Here is a 24510-nt window from a genome sequence, read left to right on the forward strand (position 1 = left end):
ATGCTGCAACCTGCTCGCCGCAAATACCGCAAGGAGCAAAAAGGCCGTAACACTGGCGTCGCAACTCGGGGTGCCTCCGTTGCGTTCGGTGATTTCGGTCTGAAGTGCACCGATCGTGGCCGTCTGACGGCCCGCCAGATCGAAGCTGCACGCCGTGCGATTTCCCGTCACGTCAAGCGTGGCGGCCGTATCTGGATCCGCGTGTTCCCGGACAAGCCAATCTCTACCAAGCCCGCAGAAGTGCGTATGGGTAACGGTAAGGGCAACCCCGAGTACTACGTGGCCGAAATCCAGCCCGGCAAGATCGTGTTCGAAATCGTCGGTGTGCCTGAAGAACTGGCCCGCGAAGCGTTCCGCCTGGCTGCCGCCAAGCTGCCGCTGCGCACCACGTTCGTCAGCCGTCACATTGGTTCGTAATTCAGGAGAACAAGCAATGAAGACTACTGAACTGCGCCAAAAAGACGTCGCCGGTATCGAAGCCGAAATCAAGTCCTTGCAAAAGGCCCATTTCGGTCTGCGTATGCAGAAGGCTACACAGCAGTTGGCTAACACCAACACGCTGCGTACCACTCGCCGCGACATCGCCCGTGCCAAGACCATTCTTGCTGAAAAGCAAGCCGCCAAGTAAGGAGCCCACATGACGGAACCTAAAAAATCCCTCAAGCGCACCTTGATTGGCAAGGTGGTCAGCGACAAGCGTCAAAAGACTGTGACCGTGCTGGTGGAGCGTCGTGTGAAGCACGAGCTCTACGGCAAGATCGTTGCAAAGTCGAGCAAGTACCACGCCCACGACGAAAAGGGTGAGTACAAGCTGGGCGATGTGATTGAAATCACCGAAAGCCGTCCGCTGTCCAAGACCAAGAACTGGGTTGCTACCCGCTTGGTTCAAAAGGCTGGTCTGCTGTAAGCCCTAAAGGCTCAAGGCTCCAAAGCCCTTTCAAAACGGCCCACAATGTGGGCCGTTTTGCTTTTTGGGGCCGCTTTCGAGGCCCCGGCGATTCGCTCAAGGAGAAGATGCAATGATCAAAATTGGTGACACCCTGCCTGCAACAACGCTGATGGAATACTCGGAAGTGGAAGGCGAAGGCTGCAGCATCGGCCCGAACCCCGTGCCGGTGGATAAGGCCACTGCGGCCAAGACCATTGCCTTGTTTGCCTTGCCAGGGGCATTCACCCCCACCTGCTCTGCCAAGCACGTGCCTGGTTACCTGGAAAAAGCAGAAGAGTTCAAGGCGGCTGGCGTGGATGAAATCTGGTGCCTGAGCGTGAACGACGCCTTTGTGATGGGTGCCTGGGCGCGTGACCAGAAAACCGAAGGCAAGGTGCGCATGCTGGCCGATGGCGACGCTGCCTTTGCCAAGGCCACGGGCCTCACACTGGATCTGACGGGCAAGGGCCTGGGCCTGCGCAGCAACCGCTATTCGATGCTGGTGCGCGATGGCAAGGTGGTGACCTTGAACGTGGAAGGCCCCGGCAAATTTGAGGTCAGCGACGCTGGCACTTTGCTGGCGCAGGCCAAGGCCTAAGCATGCACTCACCTCTCATGCAGCATGCTGAGAGGTCGGGTTGCCCTGCTGCAAGATCGGGGTGGGTGCAATGCCTGCCTTGTTGACCAAGTTCTTCGGCGAATGCCCAGGCATCAGCCTCTCGGCTGTTTGCTATCGAATATATAGCTGCTAGCGCTTGTCTATCAAGCGCTAGCGCCCAATTTTCTTGCAATCCTGCCATTCCATTCCCGACCATTAGTCAATATCGACCTTGAGGTAGTGCGCCCCTGCAATGGGGTTGTGGTAGTAGGGTGGGATCTCTTGAAAGCCCAGGTCGGTGTACAGCGCTCGTGCGGATTCCATCTCGTCCAGCGTGTCGAGCAGCACGCAGGCATAACCGGCACGGCGGGCGGCATCCAGGCTGGCTTCGGCCAGTTCGCGGCCCAGGCCAAAGCCCCGAAAGGCTTTGCGCACGTACAGGCGCTTCATCTCGCTGGCGTTGGGGTAGTCAGTGCCGTCCACGGGGCGCAGTGCGCAGCAGCCCGCCACAGCACCGTCGACCATGGCCAACAAGAGTTGGCCCCGGGGTGGGGCATAGTCTCCTGGCAACTGGGCCAGTTCGTCTTCGAAGTTCTGGAAGCACAGATCGATGCCCAGGCTCTGGGCGTACTCTCGAAATATCTCCCGAACGGCCTCCATCTCTTGCGCGCAAGAGGGTGTGACCAGGGTCACGGTGGGCTTTTCCACAATGCTCGGCAACGGTTGTATCGGAAGGCGCAGTGTAGCGGCTCCTTCTCTGGCCGCCCTGAAGACGCGTCAAGGCTGCACTGTGCTATGCCCAAGGTGCTTTCTTTGCCGCAGTTAGCCCCCCAGGCTGGACACCCACCAGGCCAGTGCCGCACAAGCCCCCGCCAGGGCGATGGCCAGTGCGCGGGTGCCCAGGCTGTCAAGGCTCGGCGGGACGGCTTCTGGCAGTTGCTTGTCGCCCTGCACCATGGGTCGGACGATGCGCTCCTTGCGGACCAGCGCGTAAAACACAATCGCCAGCAAGTGCAGCGCCACCAGACCCAGCAGCAGGTACTGCCCTACCTCTTTGTGGTACGTGGTGAACTGCGAAACGACTTCGCCCGAGACAAAGCGCGTCAGCGGGCCTGAGAAGGCGATTTCGTCGTCGGTGAACAAGCCGCTGCTGACCTGGGCTGCAGTCACGCCCAGCAGCGCCAGCACCGACAACGCGCCCAGCGGGTTGTGCCCGGCCTTGTCTTGGGGGCGGGCGTTGCCTCGCAGGTAGTTCAGCAGCCGTGCGGGTGTGGGCACAAATGACGCAAAGCGCGACCAGTGCCCACCCACCAGGCCCCACACCAGCCGGAAGGCGACCAGCGCCAGCACCACATAGCCCAGCCGGAAATGCCAGACCATGGCGTTGCCACCGACTTTGGCGGTGATGACCAGACCCACGATGCTGCTGGCCAGCAGCCAGTGGAACAGGCGGGTGGGCAAATCCCAGATGCGGACGGTGTGCTGCGGCATGAAAACTCCGTGGGCGTTTTGGTGAGATTGGCATTGTGCGACAGGTGTGCCGCTCCGATGGGCGCTCCGGTTCTGCCAGTGTTCGGCAAAAAAAGATGGCTCAGGGCATACTGCGCCTGGGCTCCAGGGCCTGTGGGCACGCACCTCTGCCAACCCCATGGGCCGCTTCGCGGCGCCCAGCCACCCCATTACAAAGGAAGTCCCCATGAAGAAACTTGCTGCATTTGCCCTGGCCGCCGCTGCGGTCACTTTGTCGGCCCCGGCCTCGGCCGAGTTTGCCAAGGCCGAAGACGCCATCAAATACCGCCAAAGTGCTTTTGTCGTGATGGCCCAGCATTTCTCGCGCATTGGCGCCATGGCCAACGGCAAGGCGCCGTTCGATGCCAAGGCTGCGCAAGAGAGTGCAGACATTGTGGCCGTGATGTCCAAGCTGCCATGGGAAGCCTTTGGCGCAGGCACCGACAAGGGCGCTCCCACCAAGGCGCTGCCTGCCGTATGGGCGGAGCAGGCCAAGTTCAAGGATCATTCGGACAAGCTGCAGGCTGAGGCTACCAAGCTGGCGGCAGCCGCCAAAACCGGCAACCTCGACAATGTGAAGACCGCCTTTGGCGCGACGGCAGGCACCTGCAAGGCCTGCCATGACAATTTCCGCTCGAAGTAAAGACAACCCCCTGAGCGATTCGAGAGAAGGGGGACGACGCCAGCGCGGCGTCCCCCGGCTTGCGGCGTGCCTGGGCATGGATTGGTGAAGCCGTATTGCAGCCAGCCAATACCGAGGGCGGAAACACAAAAGGCCGATTTCATTGAAATCGGCCTTTTGTGTTTCAGGGGCTGGGCTGCTCAGGTCTCTGCCAGCAATTTCTCAATCAGCTGATGCAGCGAGGGGAAGTCGGGCGCCCCCACATAGCTTTTCACGATCTCGCCGCGCTTGTTGACCAGGTAGGTGGTGGGGGTCAGGCGCACATCGCCCCAGGCCTTGGCCACCGCGCCGGTGTTGTCGATGGCAACCTTGAAGGGCAGCTTGCGCGTTTCGGCAAAGTTGACCACGTAGCTGGGCGGGTCGTAGCTCATGGCCACGGCCATGGTTTCAAAACCCTGGGTGGCGTATTTCTTGTGGGTGGCAATGATCTCGGGCATTTCGGCCACGCAGGTCGTGCAGCTGGTGGCCCAGAAGTTGACCAGCGTGACTTTGCCGCGCAGATCGGCGGTGGACTGGCGTGAGCCGTCGAGTAGCACAAACGTGCTTTCCGGCGCAGCCGAGCGGCCCGTGTCCAGGTACACATAGGCGCCGATGCCTGCAAACGCCACCACGGCCAAGCCGCCCAACCAATGTTTGATACCCATGATGTCCTCGTATGCGCAAGCCCGCAGACGCTCAACGGCGGCTTCGGGCTACGGCGTGCTGCGCCGCAGCGTGCCGTCGATTGTCCCTGATTCACCCCATTGGGCGTTGTAGGTGGCGCCTTGAAACTTGACCCAAGGCAAGGTCGTTCCACCCACTGCTGCAGTCTGCAGCCGAAGTGAGAGTCAGCGGTTGCATAAAAGTTCTGCCGTGCGCAACGCTGGCGCTGCTGATAATGGCCCTATGAAACGACCGTGGACCGCAATGAGGAATCGCGCGCGCTGGTTGGCGCTGGGGACCGCCCTGGGGCTGCAGGCCTGCAGCCCGGCCTTGAACTGGCGCAGCGTGCCGGTGCCCGAAGCGGCGTTGCAAGCCATGCTCCCTTGTAAGCCCGAGCAGGCGACGCGCACGGTGGAGCTGGCCGGCACGCCTTTGGCGATGTCCATGCTGGGGTGTGATGCCGACGGCGCCACGTTTGCGGTGTCGTATGCCCGTCTGGCCGACCCTTCGCAGGTGGGGCGGGCACTGGAGCATTGGCAGGCGGCCGCCCTGGCGCGCATGGGGGGGCCTGCTTTGGTGCCAGGCGCTGCGCCTGCCCCTCAGCCCTTTTTGCCCCCCGGTGCTCTGGCTGTGCCGCAAGCGGTGCGCACCACCGTGCTGGGGCGCAGGCACGATGGCGCCGCCGTCGCGGCCCAGGCGGTATGGTTTGCGCGGGCGGTGGGCGGCGAGGTGCTGGTCTACCACGCCGTGGTGTTGTCGCCCAAGCCGCAGCCTGCAGTGGCCGACACTTTTTTTGCTGGCCTGGAGCTGAAGTGAGACACCCAGCGAATCCCTCCGATGCCGTCTCAGCAAACGAGCCCACGGTGGGCATGGCGCTGCGTGCCACCCACGTTGCCAATGCCGCCAGCGCATCCGGCAGCACGCTGGCGTGGCGCTCTGCCGTCGCCGTTTTTCTGACCTTTGCGTTTGCGTACTTTCTATCGGCCCTGGTGCGGGCCGTCACTGCCACGCTGGCCCCCACGCTGGCGCAGGAATTTGCGCTGCAGGCCCGCGACCTGGGGCTGTTGGCGGGGGGCTACTTTTTGGGCTTTGCCGCCATGCAGCTGCCGCTGGGCCGGTGGCTGGACCGGCATGGTCCGCGCAAGGTGTCGCTGGGTTTTTTGGGGGTGGCGGTGCTGGGCTGCCTGGTGTTTTCGCAGGCCACGGGGTTTGCCGGGCTGCTGGCCGGGCGCGTGCTGTGCGGGGCGGGCGTCAGCGCCTGCCTGATGGCGCCCCTGACGGGCTACCGGCGCTGGCTGGAGCCCACGGCGCAGATGCGGGCCAATTCGTGGATGCTGATGACGGGCTCGCTCGGCATGGTGGCCTCGACCCTGCCCGTGCAGTGGGCGCTGCCCCTTGTGGGCTGGCGGCCCTTGTTCTGGGCCCTGGCGGGCCTGATTGCGCTGGCCATGCTGCTGATTGCGCTGCGTGTGCCTGCCTGGCGCGCCGCATTGCCTGCGCAGGGCGCGGCGGGGGGCGATGCCGTTGGCGATATGGTGGGTGATGTGGCTCCCCCAGCGGGCTACCGCATGGTGTGGCGGCACCCGTACTTTCAGCGCCTGGCGCCGCTGGCGTTTTGTGTGTACGGCGGCATGGTGGCTGTGCAGACGCTGTGGGCTGGGCCCTGGATGCAGCAGGTGGCAGGCTACACGCCGCTGCAGGCGGCCACGGGGCTGTTCTGGATCAATGTCTCCATGCTCTGCACCTTTTGGTCCTGGGGCATGCTCAGCCCCTGGCTGCTGCGGCGTGGCTGGGACGCCAACCGGCTCATGCTCTGGGGGCTGCCGCTGAGCTTGCTGGTGCTGCTGTGCACGGTGCTGGCGGGCCCGCGTGCGGGCGGCGCGGCGTGGGCGCTGTTTTGCATGGCCAGCAGTTTTGTCTCGCTCTCGCAGCCTGCTCTGGCCCTGGCGTTTGTGCCCGCGCTGGCGGGGCGCGCGTTGTCGGCCTTCAACCTGGTGATTTTTGCCGGGGTGTTTGTGGTGCAGTGGGGCATTGGCCTGGCCGTGGATGCGTTTGCCGCGCTGGGCTGGGGCACGGTAGCATCGTTTCGGGCGGCCATGGCGGTGTACCTGGCTTGCAACGTGGTGGCGTACGCGTGGTTTGTGCTGCAGCCACGGCGCCATAATGCAAAGCAAACCGCCCACCCATGAGCACCAGCATCCTCATCATTGCCCACGCCCCCTTGGCCCATGCGCTGCGCGAATGTGCGCTGCATGTGTTTGCCGACTGCGGCGCCGCCGTCACCGCACTGGATGTGCAGCCCCACGAGCCACCGGAGGAAACCCTGGCCCAGGCGCGCATCCTGCTTGCCAACATGGCCACCGATACGACGCTGGTGCTGACCGATGTGTTTGGCGCCACGCCTTGCAACGTGGCCCAGCGCTTGGTGGACGGCGTGCGCTCCCGCCTTGTCACGGGGGTCAACCTTCCCATGCTGCTGCGCGCTGTCAGCTACCGTGCCGAACCCTTGGATTCCGTCGTCTCCCGCGCAGTGGTGGGCGGCACGCAGGGGGTGATGCAGGTGGCCATTGCCGCACCGCAAAACCAGTCCCGACGCAATATCCATGATCAAGACCCGTACGACCATCAGCAATAAGCTGGGCCTGCACGCCCGCGCCTCTGCCAAGCTCACCAAGCTGGCGGGCAGTTTTCCGTGTGACGTTTTCATGAGTCGTGGCGACCGCCGCGTGAATGCCAAAAGCATCATGGGCGTGATGATGCTGGCCGCCGGCATTGGCTCGGAAGTGGAGCTGGAAACCCATGGCGACCGCGAACAGGAAGCGATGGACGCCCTGCTGGCGCTGATTGCCGACAAGTTTGGCGAAGGGGAGTGACCGCAAGGTCTGACAACGCTTGCCGCCGCCCGTACACAGCACACAGCCCACAGGAGACTGCTGAATGACCTTTTCCGTCCATGGCCTGGCCGTTGCGCGAGGTATCGCCATTGGCCGCGCCGTGCTGGTGGCGTCCAGCCGGGTGGATGTGGCGCATTACTTTGTCCAGCCCGAGCAGGTGGCTGCTGAAATTGAACGGGTGCGCCAGGGCCGCAATGCCGTGGTGGAAGAGCTGCAGCGCCTGCAGGCCGACATGCCCACCGACGCTCCCCCCGAGTTGACGGCGCTGCTGGATGTGCACCTGATGCTGCTGCAGGACGAGGCCCTGACTGGCGGCGTCAAGCACTGGATCACTGAGCGCCTGTACAACGCCGAATGGGCGCTGACCACGCAGCTTGAAGTCATCGCGCGCCAGTTTGACGAGATGGAAGACGAGTACTTACGTGAGCGCAAGGCCGATCTGGAGCAGGTGGTCGAGCGCATCCTGCGCTACATGAAAGGCGTGGACAGCCCTGTGGCGCCGCCCATCAGCCAGCGCCGCAAAACGCAGCAAGACCTGCTGCTGGACGACACCGTGGACGTGCCCCTGGTGCTGGTGGCACACGACCTGTCTCCCGCCGACATGCTGCAGTTCAAGCAAAGCGTGTTTGCCGGTTTTGTGACGGACGTGGGCGGCAAGACATCGCACACCGCCATCGTGGCGCGCAGCATGGACATTCCGGCCGTGGTGGGCGCGCGTGCCGCCAGCCAACTGGTGCGCCAGGACGACTGGGTCATCATCGACGGCGATGCGGGCGTGATGATTGTGGACCCCTCGCCCATCATCCTGGCAGAGTACGGCTTTCGCCAGCGCCAGGGCGAGCTGGAACGCGAGCGCCTGTCTCGCCTGCGGCACACACCTGCCGTCACCATCGATGGGCAAAAGATCGAGCTGCTGGCCAACATCGAGCAGCCCGACGATGCCCCCACTGCCGTGCTGGCCGGGGCCGTGGGGGTCGGGCTGTTTCGCAGCGAATTCCTCTTCATGGGCAAAACCGGCAAATTGCCGGGCGAGGAAGCGCAGTACCTGGCCTACCGGCAGGCGCTGGACGGTATGCAAGGCTTGCCTGTCACCATCCGCACCATCGACGTGGGGGCCGACAAGCCGCTGGACAAGGGCCACAAAGACACGCACCTGAACCCTGCCCTGGGCCTGCGCGCCATCCGCTGGAGCCTGGCCGACCCGGCCATGTTCCGCACCCAGCTGCGCGCCGTGCTGCGCGCAGCGGCGCATGGCAAGGTCAAGCTGCTGTTCCCCATGCTGGCGCATGTCTCTGAGATCACCCAGACCCTGGCCCAGGTGGAGCTGGCCCGGGCCGAGCTGGACGCGCGTGGCGTGGCCTATGGCGATGTGCAACTGGGCGCAATGATCGAGATTCCAGCGGCTGCGCTGATGGTGCGCACCTTCTTCAAATACTTCGATTTCCTGTCCATCGGTACCAACGATTTGATCCAGTACACCCTGGCCATTGACCGTGCCGACGAGGCCGTGGCGCACTTGTACGACCCGTTGCACCCCGCCGTGCTGCGGCTGGTGGCCGATGTGATTGCCGAAGGGCACGCGCAGGGCAAGGTGGTGTCGGTGTGCGGAGAGACTGCGGGCGATGTGACCATGACGCGCCTGCTGCTGGGCCTGGGTTTGCGCAGCTTTTCCATGCACCCAGCGCAGATCCTGGCGGTGAAGCAGGAAGTGCTGCGCGCCGATACCCGCAAGCTCACGCCTTGGGCGCAGCAGGTGATGCTGGGCGAGACGTCGCTCACGCCTGGCACTTGATTAAGAGCGGCTCACGAAACTCCCCTGGCGTCGTTGTCTTGCCTTTCCATACGGTTTGTCCTGCCTGTCGCGAAACGCCTGGCCAGGGCCGCTTCGCTGAGTTTGGTGAGCCGCTCTCAATCGATTGCTATATTTTTAGTAGCTGCTGGCGCTTATAAATAAAGCGTTAGAGGCATTTTTTGCCTTTAATGCCTCAGCGCCTGGCCAGCGCTACGCCTGCCATGGCCAACACAAAGCCCAGCAGTTGCAAGGGGGCCAGCGTTTCGCCAAAGAGGGCCCAGGCCTCCAGCGCGGCCAGCGGCGGCACGGCCAGCAGCAGCGCGGCGGTGCGGGTGGCCTCGCCCCGGCGCATCAGCCAGATCAGCAGCGTGGCACCGCCAATCGACAGCACCACCACCGCAAACGCCAACGAACCCCACAGCGCGGCCGAGCCGTCCCAGTGGGGCGTGCCCAGGGTCAGGGCCATGGCCAGCAGCACGCCCACCGCGCCCAGGTTTTGCACCGCACTGGCACTGCGCAGGTCGTCTTGTGCAAGCCAGCGCGACTTTTGCACCATGGCCCCCAGGGTGAGCGACACAATGCTCCCCGCTGCGGCCAGCACCACGGTCCATGGCAGCGCACCGGCATCGGTGGCAGCCAGGCGCGGGGCCAGCACCAGGGCCACGCCACCAAAGCCCAGCGCCAGCCCGCCCCAGGTGCGCGCAGGCAGGTGTTGCCGCAGCCACAGCACGGCCACCAGGGCGGTGAACAGCGGCTGCAGCGCCCCGATCAGCGCCATCACCCCGGCGGGCATGCCGCGTGCCATGGCCCACCAGCTCGGTCCCAGGTAAATGCCGCTCATCAAGGCACCGGCCAGCAAGTGCAGTGCAATGCGCTGCCCCCCGCTGGGCCAGGCAGCGCGCACCCACAGTGCAGCAGCGCTGAAGGCGAGTGCTACGCAGGCAAATCGCGCAGACAGAAACCAGAAAGGATCGGCGTGGGGTGCCACGCCGCGCCCCACCAAAAATCCGGTGGACCAGATCAGCACGAATGCGCCGGGCGCCACCAGTGCAAGGGGCGTGGTCGTGGCGTGTGGGCCGGTGGAAGGGGGCGGATGGGCCATGGGCTAAGGGCGCGGGTGTGCGCTTTAGCGGGCGCGCATGCCCAGCACGGCTGCGGCCAAAATCATCCCGGTGGCCACCACGATGCTGCTGCTGAAGGGGCGCCCGCTCACCAGCACCAGCAGGGTGGTGGAGGCCAGTGGGGTGATGTAGCTCAGGATGCCAATCTGCCGTGCATCGCCCAGCTTCAGCGCCTTGTCCCACATGAAAAACGACGCGCCCAGGGGGCCCAGCCCCAGCAAGGCCAGCAGGCCCCAGTCGCGCCACTGCAGCGTGGTACTGGGCTCCAGCAGCACATGGCACAGCAGCGACAGTGCGCCAGACACCAGGCCGAACAGGCCAATCGCCGTGGTGGGGAATGCCGCCACACGCTTGGTCAGCAGCGAATAGCTGGCCCAGATGAACGCCGCCGCCAGCGCGGGCAGGTAGCCCCAGGCCAGGTCCCCGCTCAGCTCACGCCCACCGACGATGGCGATGGCCGCGCCACCAAAGCCCAGCAAGGCGGCCAGCACATGCGCAGTGCGCAAGCGCACCCCCGGCAAGATCACGGGCGACAGCACGACGATGAACAGCGGCCACAGGTAGTTGACGAGGTTGGCCTCGACCGCAGGCGCATGCCGCAGCGCGATGAACAGCAGGAAGTGGTAGGCAAACAAGCCATAAATGCCCAGCGCCAACGTGCGCAGGGGGATGCGCCACTGGGCTGGATCGCGCAGTACAAACGGCCACGCCGGCACGCTGCCCAGGATGAGCGCGATGCCTGTGAGCAAAAAGGGGGGCACATGCGTGAGCGACACGCCCAGCGAGGCCAAAGAGGCCCACAGCGCAATGGCGCCCAGGGCATACGCATTGGCTTGGAGGTTGGAGGTGTGGGGTTGGGATGGTGGCGCAGAGGGCATGGCCCGACTGTAGGTGTTTTGCCGCTGCGGTGGTCGTCGCGCAACGATGGAAGATCGTCGCGTGCGCCGGGTGTGCGAGCGGGTGTGTGCACCGCTCGCGCTGTCACTGGGCGATCGCCGTGTCTTTCGGCGCTGGCTGTGGGGGCGGTCAGCGCGCGGCTGGCAGTGTTTTGCCTGGCGCATCGCGCCGCAGTGCGGCCGTCAGCGCCGAGGGCGAGCGGTAGCCCGTTTGGTGTGCCACCTCGGCCACCGACAGGCCGCTGTCCCGCAGCAAGCGGGCCTGGGCCAGGCGTTGGCTGCGCAGCCACTCGATGGCGCCCAGGCCCAGCTCCTCGCGGCAGCGGGCGCCGAACTGGCTGGGGCTCAGGTGCACGCGCTGGGCGAGGTCGGCCACGGTGAGGGCTCTGTGCCACTCGCGGGTTGCCCACTGTGAGAGTTGCAGCCAATCGATGGACCGGCGCCGCGATGCCGCGCTGGCGGCCGATGGGGTTGCGCCCCAGGCCTCCAGCAGCAGGGCCGGGCCATGGGCCTGGGCCAGCGGGCGGCCTTGCATCAGTGCACTGGCCAGGTATTGCGCCAACGGGCGGGCCTGTGCGGGCAAGGGTTCGTTGTGCTGGGCATAGGCCGCCCAGCCCGCGTGGGCGCTGTCGAGCACCAGGCACAGGCTGCCCCGGCGGGACTCAAAGTCGTGCCGAGCGCCGGGCTCAATCACGCAGCCGTTGCCATGGGCCACGCGCAGGCCACGGCCTTCAATCTCCAGCTCCAGCGTTCCTTCCAGGCCCAGCAGCACCTGGAAATGGTCATGGCTGTGGCTGCCTGGCGAGGGGCCGTAGCGCCGCAGCGTGAGGGCATCGGCGGCGTTGACCATGGCTGGGCTGTGGAGGTGCCTGGCTTACACGCCGGCGGCGTGGGCTTGCTGGTCGGCGTGGTAGCTCGAGCGAACCATGGCGCCCACGGCTGCGTGGCTGAAGCCCATCTTGTAGGCCTCTTCCTCGAACATCTTGAAGGTGTCGGGGTGCACGTAGCGGCGCACGGGCAGGTGGCTGTTGCTCGGGGCCAAGTATTGGCCGATGGTCAGCATGTCGATGTTGTGCGCGCGCATGTCGCGCATCACCTGCAGGATCTCTTCGTCCGTTTCGCCCAGGCCGACCATGATGCCGCTCTTGGTGGGCACATTGGGGTGCAGAGCCTTGAACTTTTTCAGCAGGTTCAGGCTGAACTGGTAATCAGAGCCTGGGCGCGCTTCCTTGTACAGGCGGGGCGCGGTTTCCAGGTTGTGGTTCATCACGTCGGGTGGCGCGGCTTTCAGGATTTCGAGGGCGCGGTCATCGCGGCCACGGAAGTCCGGCACCAGGATTTCGATTTGCGTTTGGGGCGACAGCTCGCGGATGTTCTGGATGCATTCCACAAAGTGGCCGCTGCCGCCGTCGCGCAGGTCATCGCGGTCCACGCTGGTGATCACCACGTACTTGAGCTTGAGCGCGGCAATGGTCTTGGCCAGGTTCAGGGGCTCGTCCTTGTCCAGCGGGTCGGGGCGGCCATGGCCCACGTCGCAGAACGGGCAGCGGCGCGTGCACTTGTCGCCCATGATCATGAAGGTGGCTGTGCCTTTGCCAAAGCACTCGCCGATGTTGGGGCAGGAGGCTTCTTCGCACACGGTGTGCAGCTTGTGCTCGCGCAGGATCTCTTTGATCTCGTAAAAGCGCGTGGTAGGGCTGCCCGCCTTCACCCGAATCCAGTCAGGCTTTTTGAGCACTTCGCCATGCTCCACCTTGATCGGAATGCGCGACAGCTTGGCTGCCGCTTTTTGTTTGGCCAGCGGGTTGTAGGCTTCGGTGGATTGCGCTTCGCGGACGACTTCAGGGGTGCTCATGGCTGTAGGCGGAGTTCAGGGCGCCAACCGGATGCTGAGCTGCTGGCCCAGCACCTGCGCGGCTTCTTCCCAGGTGGTGTGGACCCCGATTGTAGAAAGGTCCACGGTTTGCAAACCTGCGTAACCGCAAGGGTTGATGCGCGCAAAGGGCTCCAGGTCCATGGCCACGTTCAGCGCCACACCGTGGTAGGTGCAGTGGCGGCTGACCTTGATGCCCAGCGCAGCTATCTTGCCCAGGCCTTCAAAATCCGGCACCGGCGCAGCCGCACCCTCGCGCTTTTGCGGGCGCTGCGGCAGCAGGGTGTGGCTGTGCGGGTCGTCCAGCCGCACGTAGATGCCTGGCGCACCTGCCACGCGGTGCCCGGTCACGCCAAAGTGGTCCAGTGTGCGGATCACCGCCTCTTCGACGCGGTACACGTACTCCTTGACGTAGTAACCGGCACGGTGCAAATCAATGAGTGGGTAGGCCACCACCTGCCCCGGGCCGTGGAAGGTGACCTGCCCGCCCCGGTTGGTCGCCACCACAGGGATGTCGCCGGGGTTTAGGAGGTGATCGCTTTTGCCTGCAAGACCCTGTGTGTAAAGCGGTAGGTGCTCACAAATAAGGAGCATGTCGGGGCTGTCTGGCGTGCGCGCAGCGGTGTAGTCTTGCATCGACTGCACCGTGTGTGCGTAGTCCACGCGGCCCAGCTGGCGCAGTTCCATGGACATCGTTCAGAGCGCGTATTTCACCAGCGGATGGGCGGTGAGTGCCCGGTAAAAATTGTCCAGCTGATCGCGGCTGGTGGCCGTGATGGTGATGGTGAGGCTGATGTACTTGCCCCCTGCGCTGTCACGCTGGGCGATGGTGGCTGCGTCCAGAAACGGGTCGTGCTGCTTGGCCAGGGCGGTCATTTGCAGCACAAAGTCGTCTGTCTTGGCGCCCATCACTTTGACCGGGAACAGGCAGGGGTATTCGATCAGCGAGTCTTTGCTCGGGTCCGGCCTGGCTGCGTCAGTGCCGTGGGGGGAGGGGGGCGCAGAGGATGTCATGGTCAAGGGTGCTTCTCTTTTGGTAGCTTTCAGCGCTTTGCTGGTAAGCCTTCTGGGCCTGTGCAATCGCTGGCATTGTGCTGCAAATACCCGTTATCAGTCCGCAACTTTGTGCCGGCCTTCGGTGTGTGCGGCGTTGGCGTGTCACCACAAAGGGGCACGCGCGCGCACCGCATTTGTGCCCGCCATGTGGAATTTTCCTGGCGTCACGGGTTTTTACTTATAATTAGAGGCTTTGTAAAAGTTGCGGTCTGTAACGCGGACGTCATTCAATAATGAAAACAATCGCGCCAGAGACTGAAACTGAGGCTGAAGATTCTGACTTCAAGCCCCTGACCGCCCAAGAGGCGCAGCAGTGGCGCAGTCGCAATCCTCCCATTTCGGTGTGGAGGGTTGTGGCGGGTCAGGCACTGGTTGGAATGCTGGTGGCCCTGGTGGCCTGGGTTCTGACGGGCAGGGCATCGGTGGGCTGGTCTGCAGCCTATGGTGCCCTGGCGGTAGTGGTCCCGGCAGCTTTGTTTGCCCGGGGGGTGTTGCGTCACAAGGCGTCATCCAATCCACGTGCCGCCATGCTGGGGTTCTTTGGTTGGGAAATCGCCAAAATCGTGTTGACGGTGGCGCTGCTGGCAGCGGCACCCCGGCTGGTGGTGGGCTTGAGCTGGATCGCCCTGCTGGTTGGCATGGTGGTCACAATGAAAACGTACTGGGTTGCGCTGTGGGTGCGGCCTGGTGTCCGAAAAACCGATTGATAGAGAGAAGAGTTGTCCGATGGCCGCAGAAGCGCACGCTCCGACTGCAAGTGAATACATCGTTCACCACCTGCAGCATCTTCAAAACATCAACCAGACCAAGATTGTTGACTTCACTGTCATCAACTATGACTCCATCATCGTGGGTTTGGTTCTGGGTGCCCTCACACTTTTGATTCTCTGGTCGGCTGCCCGCAAGGCGACCTCCGGCGTACCCGGTCGCTTCCAGGCGGCCGTGGAAATGCTGGTCGAGATGGTGGACAACCAGGCCAAGGCCAACATCCACAACGCCGAAAGCCGCAAGTTCATTGCCCCCCTGGGTCTCACGGTGTTTGTCTGGATTTTCCTGATGAACTTCATGGACATGTTGCCCGTGGACCTGCTGCCCGCCATCTGGGCGCAGATTTATGGCGCTGCCGGCCACGATCCGCACCACGCCTACCTGCGCGTTGTGCCTACAGCCGATCTGTCGACCACCCTGGGTTTGGCATTCGCCATCCTGATCCTGCGTTTCTGGTACAGCGTCAAGATCAAGGGCGCTGGCGGCTGGGCGCATGAGCTTGTGTCGGCCCCGTTCGGCACCAGCAAGAATCCCATCTTCGCCCTGATTTTGGGCGTAGTGAACCTGTTGATGCAGGTGATCGAATATGTCGCCAACACCGTGTCCCATGGCATGCGGTTGTTTGGCAACATGTACGCTGGCGAACTGGTGTTCATGCTGATTGCCCTGATGGGTGGTGCGGCTGCACTGTCGCTGTCGGGTGTGCTGCTGCCTGTGGGCCACGTCATCGCTGGCACCATCTGGACGCTGTTCCACATTTTGGTGATCTCGCTGCAAGCCTTCATCTTCATGATGCTTGCGCTGATTTACCTCGGTCAGGCGCACAACGCGCACTAAACGGTTCCCTTTCGTTTCTCTTTTCTTTTCAACTTTTCTTTTTTAACTCAGGAGTCATCATGGAAAACATTCTCGGTCTCGTCGCTCTGGCTTGTGGTCTGATCGTTGGTCTGGGCGCTATCGGCGCTTCCATCGGTATCGCACTGATGGGTGGCAAGTTCCTCGAATCGTCGGCACGTCAGCCTGAACTGATCAACGAACTGCAAACCAAGATGTTCATCTTGGCCGGTCTGATCGACGCTGCCTTCCTGATCGGCGTGGCTATCGCTCTGTTGTTCGCTTTCGCCAACCCCTTCGTCTCCACGTTCTTGGTCAACCTGCCCAAGTAATTCCCGTTCAACGCCACTCTAGAAAGGTGTTGCCGTGAGTATCAACGCGACCCTGTTCATTCAGGCCATCGTCTTCTTGATCCTGGTATGGTTCACGATGAAATTCGTGTGGCCTCCGATCGCGAAGGCGTTGGATGAACGAGCCCAGAAAATCGCCGAAGGCCTCGCTGCTGCCGATCGTGCCAAGTCCGAACTGACCGCTGCCAACCAGCGCGTCGAAAAGGAACTGTCACAGGCACGCAACGAAACGGCCTCGCGTCTTGCGGACGCCGACCGCCGTGCCCAGGCCATCGTCGAAGAAGCCAAGGCACGCGCTACGGAGGAAGGCAACAAGATCGTTGCATCCGCACGTGCAGAAGCCGAACAGCAAACGGTGCAAGCCCGCGAAGCCCTGCGTGAGCAGGTGGCCGCGCTGGCCGTCAAAGGTGCAGAGCAGATTCTCCGCAAGGAAGTCAATGCCGGCGTTCACGCCGACCTGCTCAACCGCCTGAAGACCGAGCTGTAAGGGGACACACATGGCTGAACTCGCCACCATTGCCCGCCCTTACGCCGAAGCCCTGTTCAAGGCCGCTACTGCGGGTGCGGGCATGGACCTGGCCAGCACTGCTGACTGGGTCGATGAACTGGCGGCCATTGCCGCCAACCCCCAGTTGCGCCAGCTGGCCGACAACCCCAAGGTGACGGCAGACCAGGTGTTTGCTGTCGTCACGGGTGTTGCGCGTTCGGCGCTGTCCGATGCGGCCAAGAACTTCCTGCGCACGGTCATCGACAACGGGCGCCTTGAAGCGCTGCCTGAAGTCGCCGTGCAATTCCGTGCCCTCGTGAATGGCCGCACAGGCTCTTCGGATGCTGTGGTACACAGCGCTTTCCCAATGGATGCTGCAGCCCTGGCAGATGTCAGCGCAGCCCTGGAAAAGCGCTTTGGCCGCAAGCTCAACCTCACCGCTCAGCTGGATGCGTCCCTGATCGGTGGCATTCGCGTAGTGGTGGGTGACGAGGTGCTGGACACTTCGGTCAAGGCCCGTCTTGAACAAATGAAAGCGGCCCTCACCGCGTAACGCGCGGCGAGGACAGCGAACCAAAGAAAGAAGGAAAGAGTCATGCAACTCAATCCCGCAGAAATTTCTGAACTCATCAAGAGCCGCATCGAAGGTCTGGCCGCCAGCAGCGATATCCGCAACCAGGGTACCGTGGTGTCCGTGTCCGACGGTATCGTGCGCGTGCACGGCCTGTCGGACGTGATGGCCGGTGAAATGCTTGAGTTCCCCGCCACCAAGGACGGCCAGCCCTCCTTCGGCCTGGCCCTGAACCTCGAGCGCGACTCCGTCGGCGCCGTGATTTTGGGTGAGTACGAGCACATCTCCGAAGGCGACACCGTCAAGTGCACGGGCCGCATTCTGGAAGTGCCGGTTGGCCCTGAGCTGATCGGCCGCGTGGTGAACGCCCTGGGCCAGCCTATCGACGGCAAGGGTCCCATCAACGCCAAGCTCACCGACGTGATCGAAAAGGTCGCTCCGGGCGTGATCGCCCGTAAATCGGTGGACCAACCCCTGCAGACCGGCCTGAAGTCCATCGACTCGATGGTGCCCGTGGGCCGTGGCCAGCGCGAGCTGATCATTGGTGACCGCCAGACCGGCAAGACCGCTGTGGCTATCGACGCCATCATTGCCCAGAAGGGCCAAGGCGTGTCCTGCATCTACGTCGCCATCGGCCAGAAGGCTTCGTCGATCAAGAACGTGGTGCGCGCGCTGGAACAAGCCGGTGCCATGGAGTACACGATTGTGGTGGCCGCATCGGCTTCCGAATCGGCCGCCATGCAGTACGTGTCGGCCTACTCGGGTTGCACGATGGGCGAATACTTCCGCGATCGTGGCCAAGACGCCCTGATCGTGTATGACGATCTGTCCAAGCAAGCGGTTGCTTACCGTCAAGTGTCGCTGCTGCTGCGCCGCCCACCAGGCCGCGAAGCCTACCCTGGCGACGTGTTCTATCTCCACAGCCGTCTGCTCGAACGCGCAGCCCGCGTGAACGCCGACTACGTCGAAGCCTTCACCAAGGGTGAAGTCAAGGGCAAGACCGGTTCGCTGACCGCACTGCCGATCATCGAAACGCAAGCTGGCGACGTGTCCGCTTTCGTGCCCACCAACGTGATCTCGATCACGGACGGCCAGATTTTCCTGGAAACCAGCCTGTTCAACGCCGGTATTCGCCCCGCCATCAACGCCGGTATCTCGGTGTCGCGCGTCGGTGGTGCTGCCCAGACCAAGCTGGTGAAGAACCTGTCCGGCGGTATCCGTACCGACCTGGCCCAGTACCGTGAACTGGCTGCGTTTGCGCAGTTCGCTTCCGACCTGGACGAAGCCACCCGCAAGCAGCTGGACCGCGGTGCCCGCGTGACCGAACTGCTCAAGCAGGCACAGTACAGCCCCCTGTCCATCTCGCTGATGGGCGCGACGCTGTTCGCTGTGAACAAGGGCTTCATGGACGACATCGATGTCAAGAAGGTTCTTGATTTCGAACACGGCCTGCACCAGTTCCTGAAGACCAGCCACGCCGCACTGCTGGCCAAGCTGGAACAGGTCAAGGCCATGGACAAGGAAGCTGAAGCCGAATTGACCGCTGCTGTCGCCGCGTTCAAGAAGTCGTTCGCTTAAACCGGACGAGGAGCCATCATGGCAGCAGGCAAGGAAATACGGGGCAAGATCAAATCGGTGGAAAACACCAAGAAGATCACCAAAGCCATGGAGATGGTGGCTGCATCCAAAATGCGCAAGGCGCAGGAGCGGATGCGGGCGGCCCGTCCCTATAGCGAGAAGATCCGCAATATTGCAGCCAACCTCGGCCACGCCAATCCAGAGTACGTGCATCCGTTCATGAAAGTGAACGATGCAAAGACCGCTGGTGTCATTGTCATCACCACAGACAAGGGTCTGTGTGGTGGCATGAACACCAACGTGTTGCGTGCCGTGACGACCAAGCTGCGTGAGCTGCAAGGTGCCGGTGTCTCGACTGAAGCGGTGGCGATTGGTAACAAGGGTCTGGGTTTCTTGAACCGTGTGGGTGCCAAGGTGGTTTCACACGTGACAGGCCTGGGCGATACGCCCCATCTGGACAAGCTGATTGGCCCGGTGAAGGTGCTGCTTGACGCATATGCCGAAGGCAAGATCAACGCGGTGTACCTGAGCTACACCAAGTTCATCAACACCATGAAGCAGGAGTCAGTGGTGGAGCAATTGCTTCCTCTGTCCTCCGAACAAATGCAGGCTGAGAAGACGGAACACGGCTGGGACTACATCTACGAGCCCGATGCGCAAAGCGTCATCGACGAGTTGCTGGTCCGCTATGTCGAGTCCCTGATCTACCAAGCCGTTGCAGAAAACATGGCGTCAGAGCAATCGGCGCGGATGGTGGCCATGAAGGCCGCAACAGACAACGCCGGCAGCGTCATTGGTGAGTTGAAGCTGGTCTACAACAAGACGCGTCAGGCAGCGATCACGAAAGAACTTTCGGAAATCGTGGCCGGCGCCGCCGCTGTGTAAGCAGCTCAACATACAACATTATTGGAGCGAAAAATGGCTCAAGTGCAAGGCAAGATTGTTCAATGTATCGGCGCTGTGGTGGACGTTGAGTTCCCACGCGACCAGATGCCCAAGATTTACGACGCTCTGAAGCTCGAAGGTTCCAACCTGACGCTGGAAGTGCAGCAGCAGCTGGGCGACGGCGTGGTGCGTACCATTGCGCTGGGTTCGTCCGACGGCCTGCGCCGCGGCCTCATGGTGACCAACACCGGCAACGCTATCACCGTGCCCGTGGGCAAGGCAACGCTGGGCCGCATCATGGACGTGCTGGGCGCGCCCATCGACGAACGTGGTCCCGTCAGCCAAGACCTGACTGCCTCTATCCACCGCAAGGCCCCTGCGTACGACGAACTGTCGCCTTCGCAAGAGCTGCTGGAAACGGGTATCAAGGTGATCGACCTGGTGTGCCCGTTCGCCAAGGGCGGTAAGGTGGGCCTGTTCGGTGGCGCCGGCGTGGGCAAGACCGTGAACATGATGGAACTCATCAACAACATCGCCAAGGCCCACAGTGGTCTGTCGGTGTTCGCTGGTGTGGGCGAGCGTACCCGCGAAGGGAACGACTTTTACCATGAAATGGCCGATTCCGGCGTGGTGAACCTGGAGAAGCTCGAAGAGTCCAAGGTTGCCATGGTGTACGGCCAGATGAACGAGCCCCCAGGCAACCGTCTGCGCGTGGCGCTGACTGGCCTGACCATTGCCGAGTCGTTCCGCGATGAAGGCCGTGACGTGCTGTTCTTCGTGGACAACATCTACCGCTACACACTGGCCGGTACCGAAGTGTCCGCTCTGCTGGGCCGTATGCCTTCCGCCGTGGGCTACCAGCCTACGCTGGCCGAGGAAATGGGCCGCCTGCAAGAGCGTATTACCTCCACCAAGGTTGGTTCGATCACCTCCATCCAGGCCGTTTACGTGCCAGCGGATGACTTGACCGACCCATCGCCTGCCACAACGTTTGCTCACTTGGATTCCACCGTGGTGCTGTCCCGTGACATCGCTTCGCTGGGTATCTACCCCGCTGTGGATCCTCTGGACTCCACCAGCCGCCAGCTGGACCCGAACGTCGTGGGCGAAGACCACTACGCCACGGCCCGCGCAGTGCAAGGTACGCTGCAACGCTACAAGGAACTGCGCGACATCATCGCCATTCTGGGCATGGACGAACTGGCTCCTGACGACAAGCTGGCTGTGGCCCGCGCTCGCAAGATCCAACGTTTCCTGTCGCAGCCGTTCCACGTGGCCGAAGTGTTCACGGGCTCTCCAGGCAAGTACGTTCCGCTGTCGGAAACCATCCGTGGTTTCAAGATGATCGTGAACGGCGAGTGTGACCACCTGCCAGAACAAGCGTTCTACATGGTCGGTACCATCGACGAAGCCTTCGAAAAGGCCAAGAAGGTGGCCTGATCTCAGCTGGGCTGAACACCGTCTGGTGGTTCAGCCCTCTGTAGTCAAGTCCCCCTCTTTTCTTAGGAGCCATGATGAACACTATCCACGTTGATGTGGTCAGCGCCGAAGAGTCCATCTTCTCTGGCGAGGCGCGTTTTGTCGCTCTGCCTGGCGAATCCGGCGAGTTGGGCATTTACCCTCGCCACACCCCGCTGATCACCCGTATCAAGCCCGGTTCGGTGCGCATCGAAACGGCAGACGGTGGCGAAGAGTTTGTCTTCGTTGCGGGCGGTATTCTGGAAGTCCAGCCCAACTGCGTCACGGTTCTGTCTGATACCGCCATCCGTGGCAAGGACCTGGACGACGAGAAGGCCAATGCTGCCAAGGCGGCAGCCCAGGAAGCGCTCAAGAACGCCAAGAGCGATCTCGATCTGGCCAAGGCACAGTCTGAATTGGCTGTGATGGCTGCGCAGATTGCGGCTTTGCGCAAGTACCGCCAAAAGAAGTGAGCTGCACGCAGCGTCCACCTCTTCCAAGAAAACCCGGCATGTCCGGGTTTTTTTATGGCTGTTCACCGGTCGCTGGCGCCATCAAGAGATTGGAGAGGCATTGAGCGTGTGCCCGACATGGCAAAGAGGAGCTTGCGTCGAAGCAGATTCGTTTTGTCGGGATATCTAGGGCCGCGCTGTCTGCTATCCCTGCGCTAGGGCCTTGGCTCCCTCACAATCCAGGGTCCAGAAGCCCATTTGCGGTTGCAATCCATTCCTATGCCACGCACCAAACACCCTGCCCAGTCGTTGGGCGGATCGCCTGACGACACGGAAGCTCTGTTCTACGAGGCTTTGCAGAAAGGCGACATCGATTTGTTGATGTCTTGCTGGGCGGACGAGGAAGACATCCTGTGTGTCCACCCGGGCGGCTCGCGCTTGGTGGGCGCGGCGGCCATACGGGCGGCCTTTGATGGCATGTTCTCGCAGGGAAGCATTCGACTCACGGTTTCCCAGGTGCACCGTGTTCAGTCGGTTTCCAGTGCCGTGCACAGTGTGGCCGAGCGTGTGGAGATCATGTTGCCAGATGGGCTGCACGCTGCTTTTTTGCTGGCCACCAATGTGTACCACCGCACACCGGAGGGTTGGCGCCTGGTGGCGCACCATGCCAGCACGGGCGGATCTCCCGATAGCTTGCCTGGGCCTGAGGTGCCACAGGTATTGCACTGACGGGTGCGAGCGCTGCCTCTGATGGACTGCGAAGGTTGTGTTTTGAATCAAATAGGCCTCTGGCGCTTATTCAATAAGCGCAAGCAGCTATGAAATATATAGCACCAAACTGGCTCCCAGGTGGACAACTGCAGACCCTTTGGCCTGCCTTGTTTTCGCGTCGAACCCATGGTTTGGCCCCGGTCTATCGGCGCGAGCGGTGGACCACCCCGGATGCCGATTTTGTGGATGTGGATTTCTTGGCCGATGCCCCAACGGCTGCGGAGACCCCCATGCTGGTGGTCTTTCACGGTCTGGAGGGCTCGTCGCGCAGCCACTATTGCGAGGCTTTTGCCGAGGTGGCGCGCGAAAGGGGATGGGCCTGCGCATTGCCCCACTTTCGCGGTTGCAGTGGCGAGATCAACCATGCACCCCGTGCCTACCACTCTGGCGACCATGAAGAAATCGGCTGGATACTGGGCCAACTGCAAGCCGCGCACCCAGGGCCGCTGGTGGCGGTGGGGGTTTCATTGGGCGGCAACGCTTTGATGCGCTGGGCTGCTGAAGCGCAAGGCCTGGCGGCCCGGAGTGTGAGAGCCGTAGCCGCCGTGTGTGCGCCGCTTGATTTGGCAGCTGGAGGCCTTGCCATCGGAAAAGGCCTCAATCGACAGATTTACACGCGCATGTTCTTGCGGACCTTGGTGCCCAAGGCGTTGCAAAAGTGGCAACAGCACCCGGGCTTGTTTGATAAGGATGCACTCCTGGCCGCACGGGATTTGTATGCCTTCGACAACGTGTTTACCGCCCCCTTGCATGGGTTTCAGGACACGGCGGACTATTGGCACCGTGCGTCTTCCAAGCCCCTGTTGCCCCTGATTCAGGTGCCTGCATTGGTCGTGAATGCGCTGAACGACCCCTTTGTTCCTGCGGACAGTTTGCCGGGGGCCTGTGACGTGGGGCCCTGTGTGACGTTGTGGCAGCCGGAGCACGGTGGGCATGTCGGCTTTGCCCAAGGGCGTTGGCCGGGGCATGTGCGCGCCATGCCCGATGCGGTCAGCGATTGGCTGGCCTGTGCCGCCGCATTGCCGCAGGCACAATCAGCCCATGGATGACATCGTCAAACAAGCGTTGGTGAAGTGGCCCCATGTGCCCGACTGCTACGGGTGGCTGGGTTTGGATGCGCGTGGGCGCTGGTTCATGCGCGATGCTGCGGTGCAGGCGGCCGGCGATTTTGCCAGCAGCCGTGGGTCGTGGCTGCAGCATGCCAAGCTGATCGAGTTCATCGGGCGCAACTACGAGTGCGATGCCCAGGGGCTGTGGTTTTTCCAGAATGGCCCGCAGCGGGTCTATGTGGAGTTGGAGGCTGCCCCTTGGGTCTGGCGGGTATTGCCAGACTTTCGTTTGCAGTCGCACACCGGCCACCTGGCAGACGCGCAAGACTGCTGCGTGGATGAACAAGGGCGCTTGTATATCGCCACGGTCTTGGGTTTGGGCGTAGTGCATACCCAAGACATGGTGTACGCCGCCGAAGCGGTGGAGCAAGGGCTGTGGGTGCCGCGTGACGTTTTATCGACCCAGTTGCCGCAGGAGTTTCAGTTCGTTTTGAGTCCGGCTGCACAGGCGAAGTAGAGGCGAAGTAGAGGCGAAGTAGAGGCGAAGTAGAGGCGAAGTAGAGGCGAAGTAGAGGCGAAGTAGCGACCGCAGGACGCGCAATAAAAAAGCCGATGCATGCATCGGCTTTTTTGATGGACTGGCCGCTGTGTGCAGCCGCCTTGGGTTACTGCGCTGCAGAGGCTCCGGCCTCTGGGGCGGCAGCGCCTGGCGCTGCAGGCTCAGCAAACTTGGCACCGCCGGCATTGGCCATGAACACCACGGCCCGGGCAATTTCGGTGTCGTTGAAGTCACCACCACCCTGGGGCGCCATGGCGCCCTTGCCCTTGAGGGCGGACTGGACCAGCGCTTCAAAGCCGGTCTTGATGCGAGGGCCCCAGGCCGCAGCGTCGGCCAGCTTGGGTGCGCCTGCTGCGCCGGTGGCGTGGCAAGCGGCGCATTGGCCCTTGAACACTTCTTCGCCTGCGCGCAGAGGGCGATTGGCATCGCGCACTTCCACCATGCCCACTTTTTGGATGCGCTCGGCCAGTGCCTTTTCAGGGTTGGCGGCACCAGCGGCAGGCTTGTTGCTTGAGGTCACGTAGAGAACCAGGCCGATGATGGCAAAGATAGGCACCACGAACGAGAAAAATCCCGCGATCAGTAGTTGCTTGGGGGTTTTGATCGGGCCTGTATGCGCTTCTTCGTGGTGGTTGTCGCTCATGACGTCCTCTGGAGTGGCGGGGTCTTTGATGGAATAACCCTAAATTATATCTGTGGGGTAGGCCTGTGATAGATGGTCACTGACCAGACCCCGCAAGATATTCGTCGGTATCCC

General features: G+C 62.5%; 32 protein-coding genes. 22 read left to right on the forward strand and 10 right to left on the reverse strand.

The window, feature by feature from the left end; genetic code table 11:
* From rplP to CLU88_RS16930, 4 genes are all read left to right on the forward strand, one after another.
* On the forward strand, positions 1-417 hold the full coding sequence (rplP, locus tag CLU88_RS16915; RefSeq protein WP_007847799.1) for a 50S ribosomal protein L16: 417 nt from the start codon (positions 1-3) through the stop codon (positions 415-417).
* Positions 418-433: 16 nt separating this feature from the next.
* Positions 434-628, forward strand: coding sequence for a 50S ribosomal protein L29 (gene rpmC / locus CLU88_RS16920; RefSeq protein WP_099657587.1), 195 nt, complete (start codon positions 434-436; stop codon positions 626-628).
* A gap of 9 nt (positions 629-637) precedes the next feature.
* Positions 638-907: a 30S ribosomal protein S17 gene (gene rpsQ / locus CLU88_RS16925; protein ID WP_015012192.1), complete on the forward strand. Its 270-nt coding sequence runs from the start codon at positions 638-640 to the stop codon at positions 905-907.
* A 112-nt stretch (positions 908-1019) separates the two neighbouring features.
* Entirely contained in the window at positions 1020-1526 is a 507-nt protein-coding gene (locus tag CLU88_RS16930; RefSeq protein WP_099657588.1) for a peroxiredoxin, read from the forward strand.
* 216 nt (positions 1527-1742) lie between these two features.
* Here CLU88_RS16930 and CLU88_RS16935 read toward each other — a convergent pair whose 3' ends face one another.
* Both CLU88_RS16935 and CLU88_RS16940 read right to left on the reverse strand, forming a co-directional pair.
* Positions 1743-2234, reverse strand: coding sequence for a GNAT family N-acetyltransferase (locus CLU88_RS16935; RefSeq protein ID WP_099658961.1), 492 nt, complete (start codon positions 2232-2234; stop codon positions 1743-1745).
* A 114-nt stretch (positions 2235-2348) separates the two neighbouring features.
* Positions 2349-3017: a cytochrome b/b6 domain-containing protein gene (locus CLU88_RS16940; protein ID WP_099657589.1), complete on the reverse strand. Its 669-nt coding sequence runs from the start codon at positions 3015-3017 to the stop codon at positions 2349-2351.
* Between the two features lie 205 nt (positions 3018-3222).
* Between CLU88_RS16940 and CLU88_RS16945 the strand changes: the two genes are divergently transcribed.
* Entirely contained in the window at positions 3223-3678 is a 456-nt protein-coding gene (locus CLU88_RS16945) for a cytochrome c (RefSeq protein WP_099657590.1), read from the forward strand.
* Between the two features lie 179 nt (positions 3679-3857).
* Here CLU88_RS16945 and CLU88_RS16950 read toward each other — a convergent pair whose 3' ends face one another.
* Complete coding sequence (locus CLU88_RS16950; protein WP_099657591.1) at positions 3858-4361, reverse strand: TlpA disulfide reductase family protein; 504 nt, start codon at positions 4359-4361, stop codon at positions 3858-3860.
* Between the two features lie 262 nt (positions 4362-4623).
* Here CLU88_RS16950 and CLU88_RS16955 point away from each other — a divergent pair, with 262 nt between their 5' ends.
* The 5 genes from CLU88_RS16955 to ptsP all read left to right on the forward strand — a co-directional run bounded on the left by CLU88_RS16955 (position 4624) and on the right by ptsP (position 9045).
* Positions 4624-5175: a hypothetical protein gene (locus CLU88_RS16955; protein ID WP_099657592.1), complete on the forward strand. Its 552-nt coding sequence runs from the start codon at positions 4624-4626 to the stop codon at positions 5173-5175.
* Between the two features lie 53 nt (positions 5176-5228).
* Positions 5229-6548: an MFS transporter gene (locus CLU88_RS16960; RefSeq protein ID WP_099657593.1), complete on the forward strand. Its 1320-nt coding sequence runs from the start codon at positions 5229-5231 to the stop codon at positions 6546-6548.
* Positions 6545-6994: a PTS sugar transporter subunit IIA gene (locus tag CLU88_RS16965; protein ID WP_099657594.1), complete on the forward strand. Its 450-nt coding sequence runs from the start codon at positions 6545-6547 to the stop codon at positions 6992-6994. Before CLU88_RS16960 ends, CLU88_RS16965 begins: the two co-directional genes overlap by 4 nt.
* Positions 6963-7232, forward strand: coding sequence for an HPr family phosphocarrier protein (locus CLU88_RS16970; RefSeq protein ID WP_099657595.1), 270 nt, complete (start codon positions 6963-6965; stop codon positions 7230-7232). Before CLU88_RS16965 ends, CLU88_RS16970 begins: the two co-directional genes overlap by 32 nt.
* A 64-nt stretch (positions 7233-7296) precedes the next feature.
* Positions 7297-9045 (forward strand): phosphoenolpyruvate--protein phosphotransferase, encoded by a 1749-nt coding sequence (ptsP, locus tag CLU88_RS16975; RefSeq protein ID WP_099657596.1) that lies wholly within the window; start codon positions 7297-7299, stop codon positions 9043-9045.
* 193 nt (positions 9046-9238) lie between these two features.
* Here the strand turns inward: ptsP and CLU88_RS16980 are convergent, their stop codons facing one another.
* The 6 genes from CLU88_RS16980 to CLU88_RS17005 form a co-directional block, all read right to left on the reverse strand.
* The gene (locus CLU88_RS16980) at positions 9239-10147 is read right to left on the reverse strand and encodes a DMT family transporter (RefSeq protein WP_099657597.1); all 909 of its coding nucleotides are present in this window, start codon (positions 10145-10147) and stop codon (positions 9239-9241) included.
* Positions 10148-10171: 24 nt separating this feature from the next.
* Complete coding sequence (locus tag CLU88_RS16985) at positions 10172-11044, reverse strand: DMT family transporter (protein WP_099657598.1); 873 nt, start codon at positions 11042-11044, stop codon at positions 10172-10174.
* Between the two features lie 148 nt (positions 11045-11192).
* Positions 11193-11912, reverse strand: coding sequence for an AraC family transcriptional regulator (locus tag CLU88_RS16990; protein ID WP_099657599.1), 720 nt, complete (start codon positions 11910-11912; stop codon positions 11193-11195).
* A gap of 24 nt (positions 11913-11936) precedes the next feature.
* Entirely contained in the window at positions 11937-12917 is a 981-nt protein-coding gene (gene lipA / locus CLU88_RS16995) for a lipoyl synthase (protein WP_099657600.1), read from the reverse strand.
* A gap of 15 nt (positions 12918-12932) precedes the next feature.
* Positions 12933-13622, reverse strand: a complete 690-nt coding sequence (gene lipB / locus CLU88_RS17000; protein WP_099658962.1) for a lipoyl(octanoyl) transferase LipB — start codon at positions 13620-13622, stop codon at positions 12933-12935.
* 9 nt (positions 13623-13631) lie between these two features.
* Positions 13632-13949, reverse strand: a complete 318-nt coding sequence (locus CLU88_RS17005) for a YbeD family protein (RefSeq protein ID WP_099657601.1) — start codon at positions 13947-13949, stop codon at positions 13632-13634.
* Positions 13950-14224: 275 nt separating this feature from the next.
* Here CLU88_RS17005 and CLU88_RS17010 point away from each other — a divergent pair, with 275 nt between their 5' ends.
* The 12 genes from CLU88_RS17010 (at position 14225) to CLU88_RS17065 (ending at position 23711) form a co-directional block, all read left to right on the forward strand.
* Positions 14225-14698, forward strand: a complete 474-nt coding sequence (locus CLU88_RS17010) for an ATP synthase subunit I (protein WP_099657602.1) — start codon at positions 14225-14227, stop codon at positions 14696-14698.
* Between the two features lie 19 nt (positions 14699-14717).
* Positions 14718-15596, forward strand: coding sequence for a F0F1 ATP synthase subunit A (gene atpB / locus CLU88_RS17015; protein ID WP_099657603.1), 879 nt, complete (start codon positions 14718-14720; stop codon positions 15594-15596).
* A 59-nt stretch (positions 15597-15655) separates the two neighbouring features.
* A complete protein-coding gene (gene atpE, locus CLU88_RS17020; protein ID WP_099657604.1) occupies positions 15656-15925 on the forward strand; it encodes a F0F1 ATP synthase subunit C in 270 nt (89 codons plus the stop codon).
* A gap of 34 nt (positions 15926-15959) precedes the next feature.
* Positions 15960-16430: a F0F1 ATP synthase subunit B gene (locus tag CLU88_RS17025; protein ID WP_099657605.1), complete on the forward strand. Its 471-nt coding sequence runs from the start codon at positions 15960-15962 to the stop codon at positions 16428-16430.
* Between the two features lie 10 nt (positions 16431-16440).
* Positions 16441-16983, forward strand: a complete 543-nt coding sequence (locus tag CLU88_RS17030; RefSeq protein ID WP_099657606.1) for a F0F1 ATP synthase subunit delta — start codon at positions 16441-16443, stop codon at positions 16981-16983.
* 42 nt (positions 16984-17025) lie between these two features.
* Positions 17026-18579, forward strand: coding sequence for a F0F1 ATP synthase subunit alpha (atpA, locus tag CLU88_RS17035; RefSeq protein WP_099657607.1), 1554 nt, complete (start codon positions 17026-17028; stop codon positions 18577-18579).
* Between the two features lie 18 nt (positions 18580-18597).
* Positions 18598-19464, forward strand: coding sequence for a F0F1 ATP synthase subunit gamma (gene atpG, locus CLU88_RS17040; RefSeq protein WP_099657608.1), 867 nt, complete (start codon positions 18598-18600; stop codon positions 19462-19464).
* 33 nt (positions 19465-19497) lie between these two features.
* Positions 19498-20904 (forward strand): F0F1 ATP synthase subunit beta, encoded by a 1407-nt coding sequence (gene atpD, locus CLU88_RS17045; RefSeq protein WP_099657609.1) that lies wholly within the window; start codon positions 19498-19500, stop codon positions 20902-20904.
* Positions 20905-20978: 74 nt separating this feature from the next.
* Entirely contained in the window at positions 20979-21395 is a 417-nt protein-coding gene (locus tag CLU88_RS17050) for a F0F1 ATP synthase subunit epsilon (RefSeq protein ID WP_099658963.1), read from the forward strand.
* A 258-nt stretch (positions 21396-21653) separates the two neighbouring features.
* On the forward strand, positions 21654-22103 hold the full coding sequence (locus tag CLU88_RS17055) for a nuclear transport factor 2 family protein (RefSeq protein ID WP_099657610.1): 450 nt from the start codon (positions 21654-21656) through the stop codon (positions 22101-22103).
* 89 nt (positions 22104-22192) lie between these two features.
* A complete protein-coding gene (locus tag CLU88_RS17060; RefSeq protein WP_099657611.1) occupies positions 22193-23194 on the forward strand; it encodes a YheT family hydrolase in 1002 nt (333 codons plus the stop codon).
* Positions 23187-23711 carry a DUF2946 family protein gene (locus CLU88_RS17065; protein WP_099657612.1) on the forward strand — a complete coding sequence of 175 codons (525 nt, stop codon included), beginning with the start codon at positions 23187-23189 and terminating at the stop codon, positions 23709-23711. Before CLU88_RS17060 ends, CLU88_RS17065 begins: the two co-directional genes overlap by 8 nt.
* A gap of 148 nt (positions 23712-23859) precedes the next feature.
* Here CLU88_RS17065 and CLU88_RS17070 read toward each other — a convergent pair whose 3' ends face one another.
* On the reverse strand, positions 23860-24396 hold the full coding sequence (locus CLU88_RS17070; RefSeq protein ID WP_099657613.1) for a cytochrome c5 family protein: 537 nt from the start codon (positions 24394-24396) through the stop codon (positions 23860-23862).
* Positions 24397-24510: the final 114 nt, after the last annotated feature.

This window comes from Acidovorax sp. 56, assembly GCF_002749705.1.
GTDB lineage: Bacteria > Pseudomonadota > Gammaproteobacteria > Burkholderiales > Burkholderiaceae_C > Acidovorax.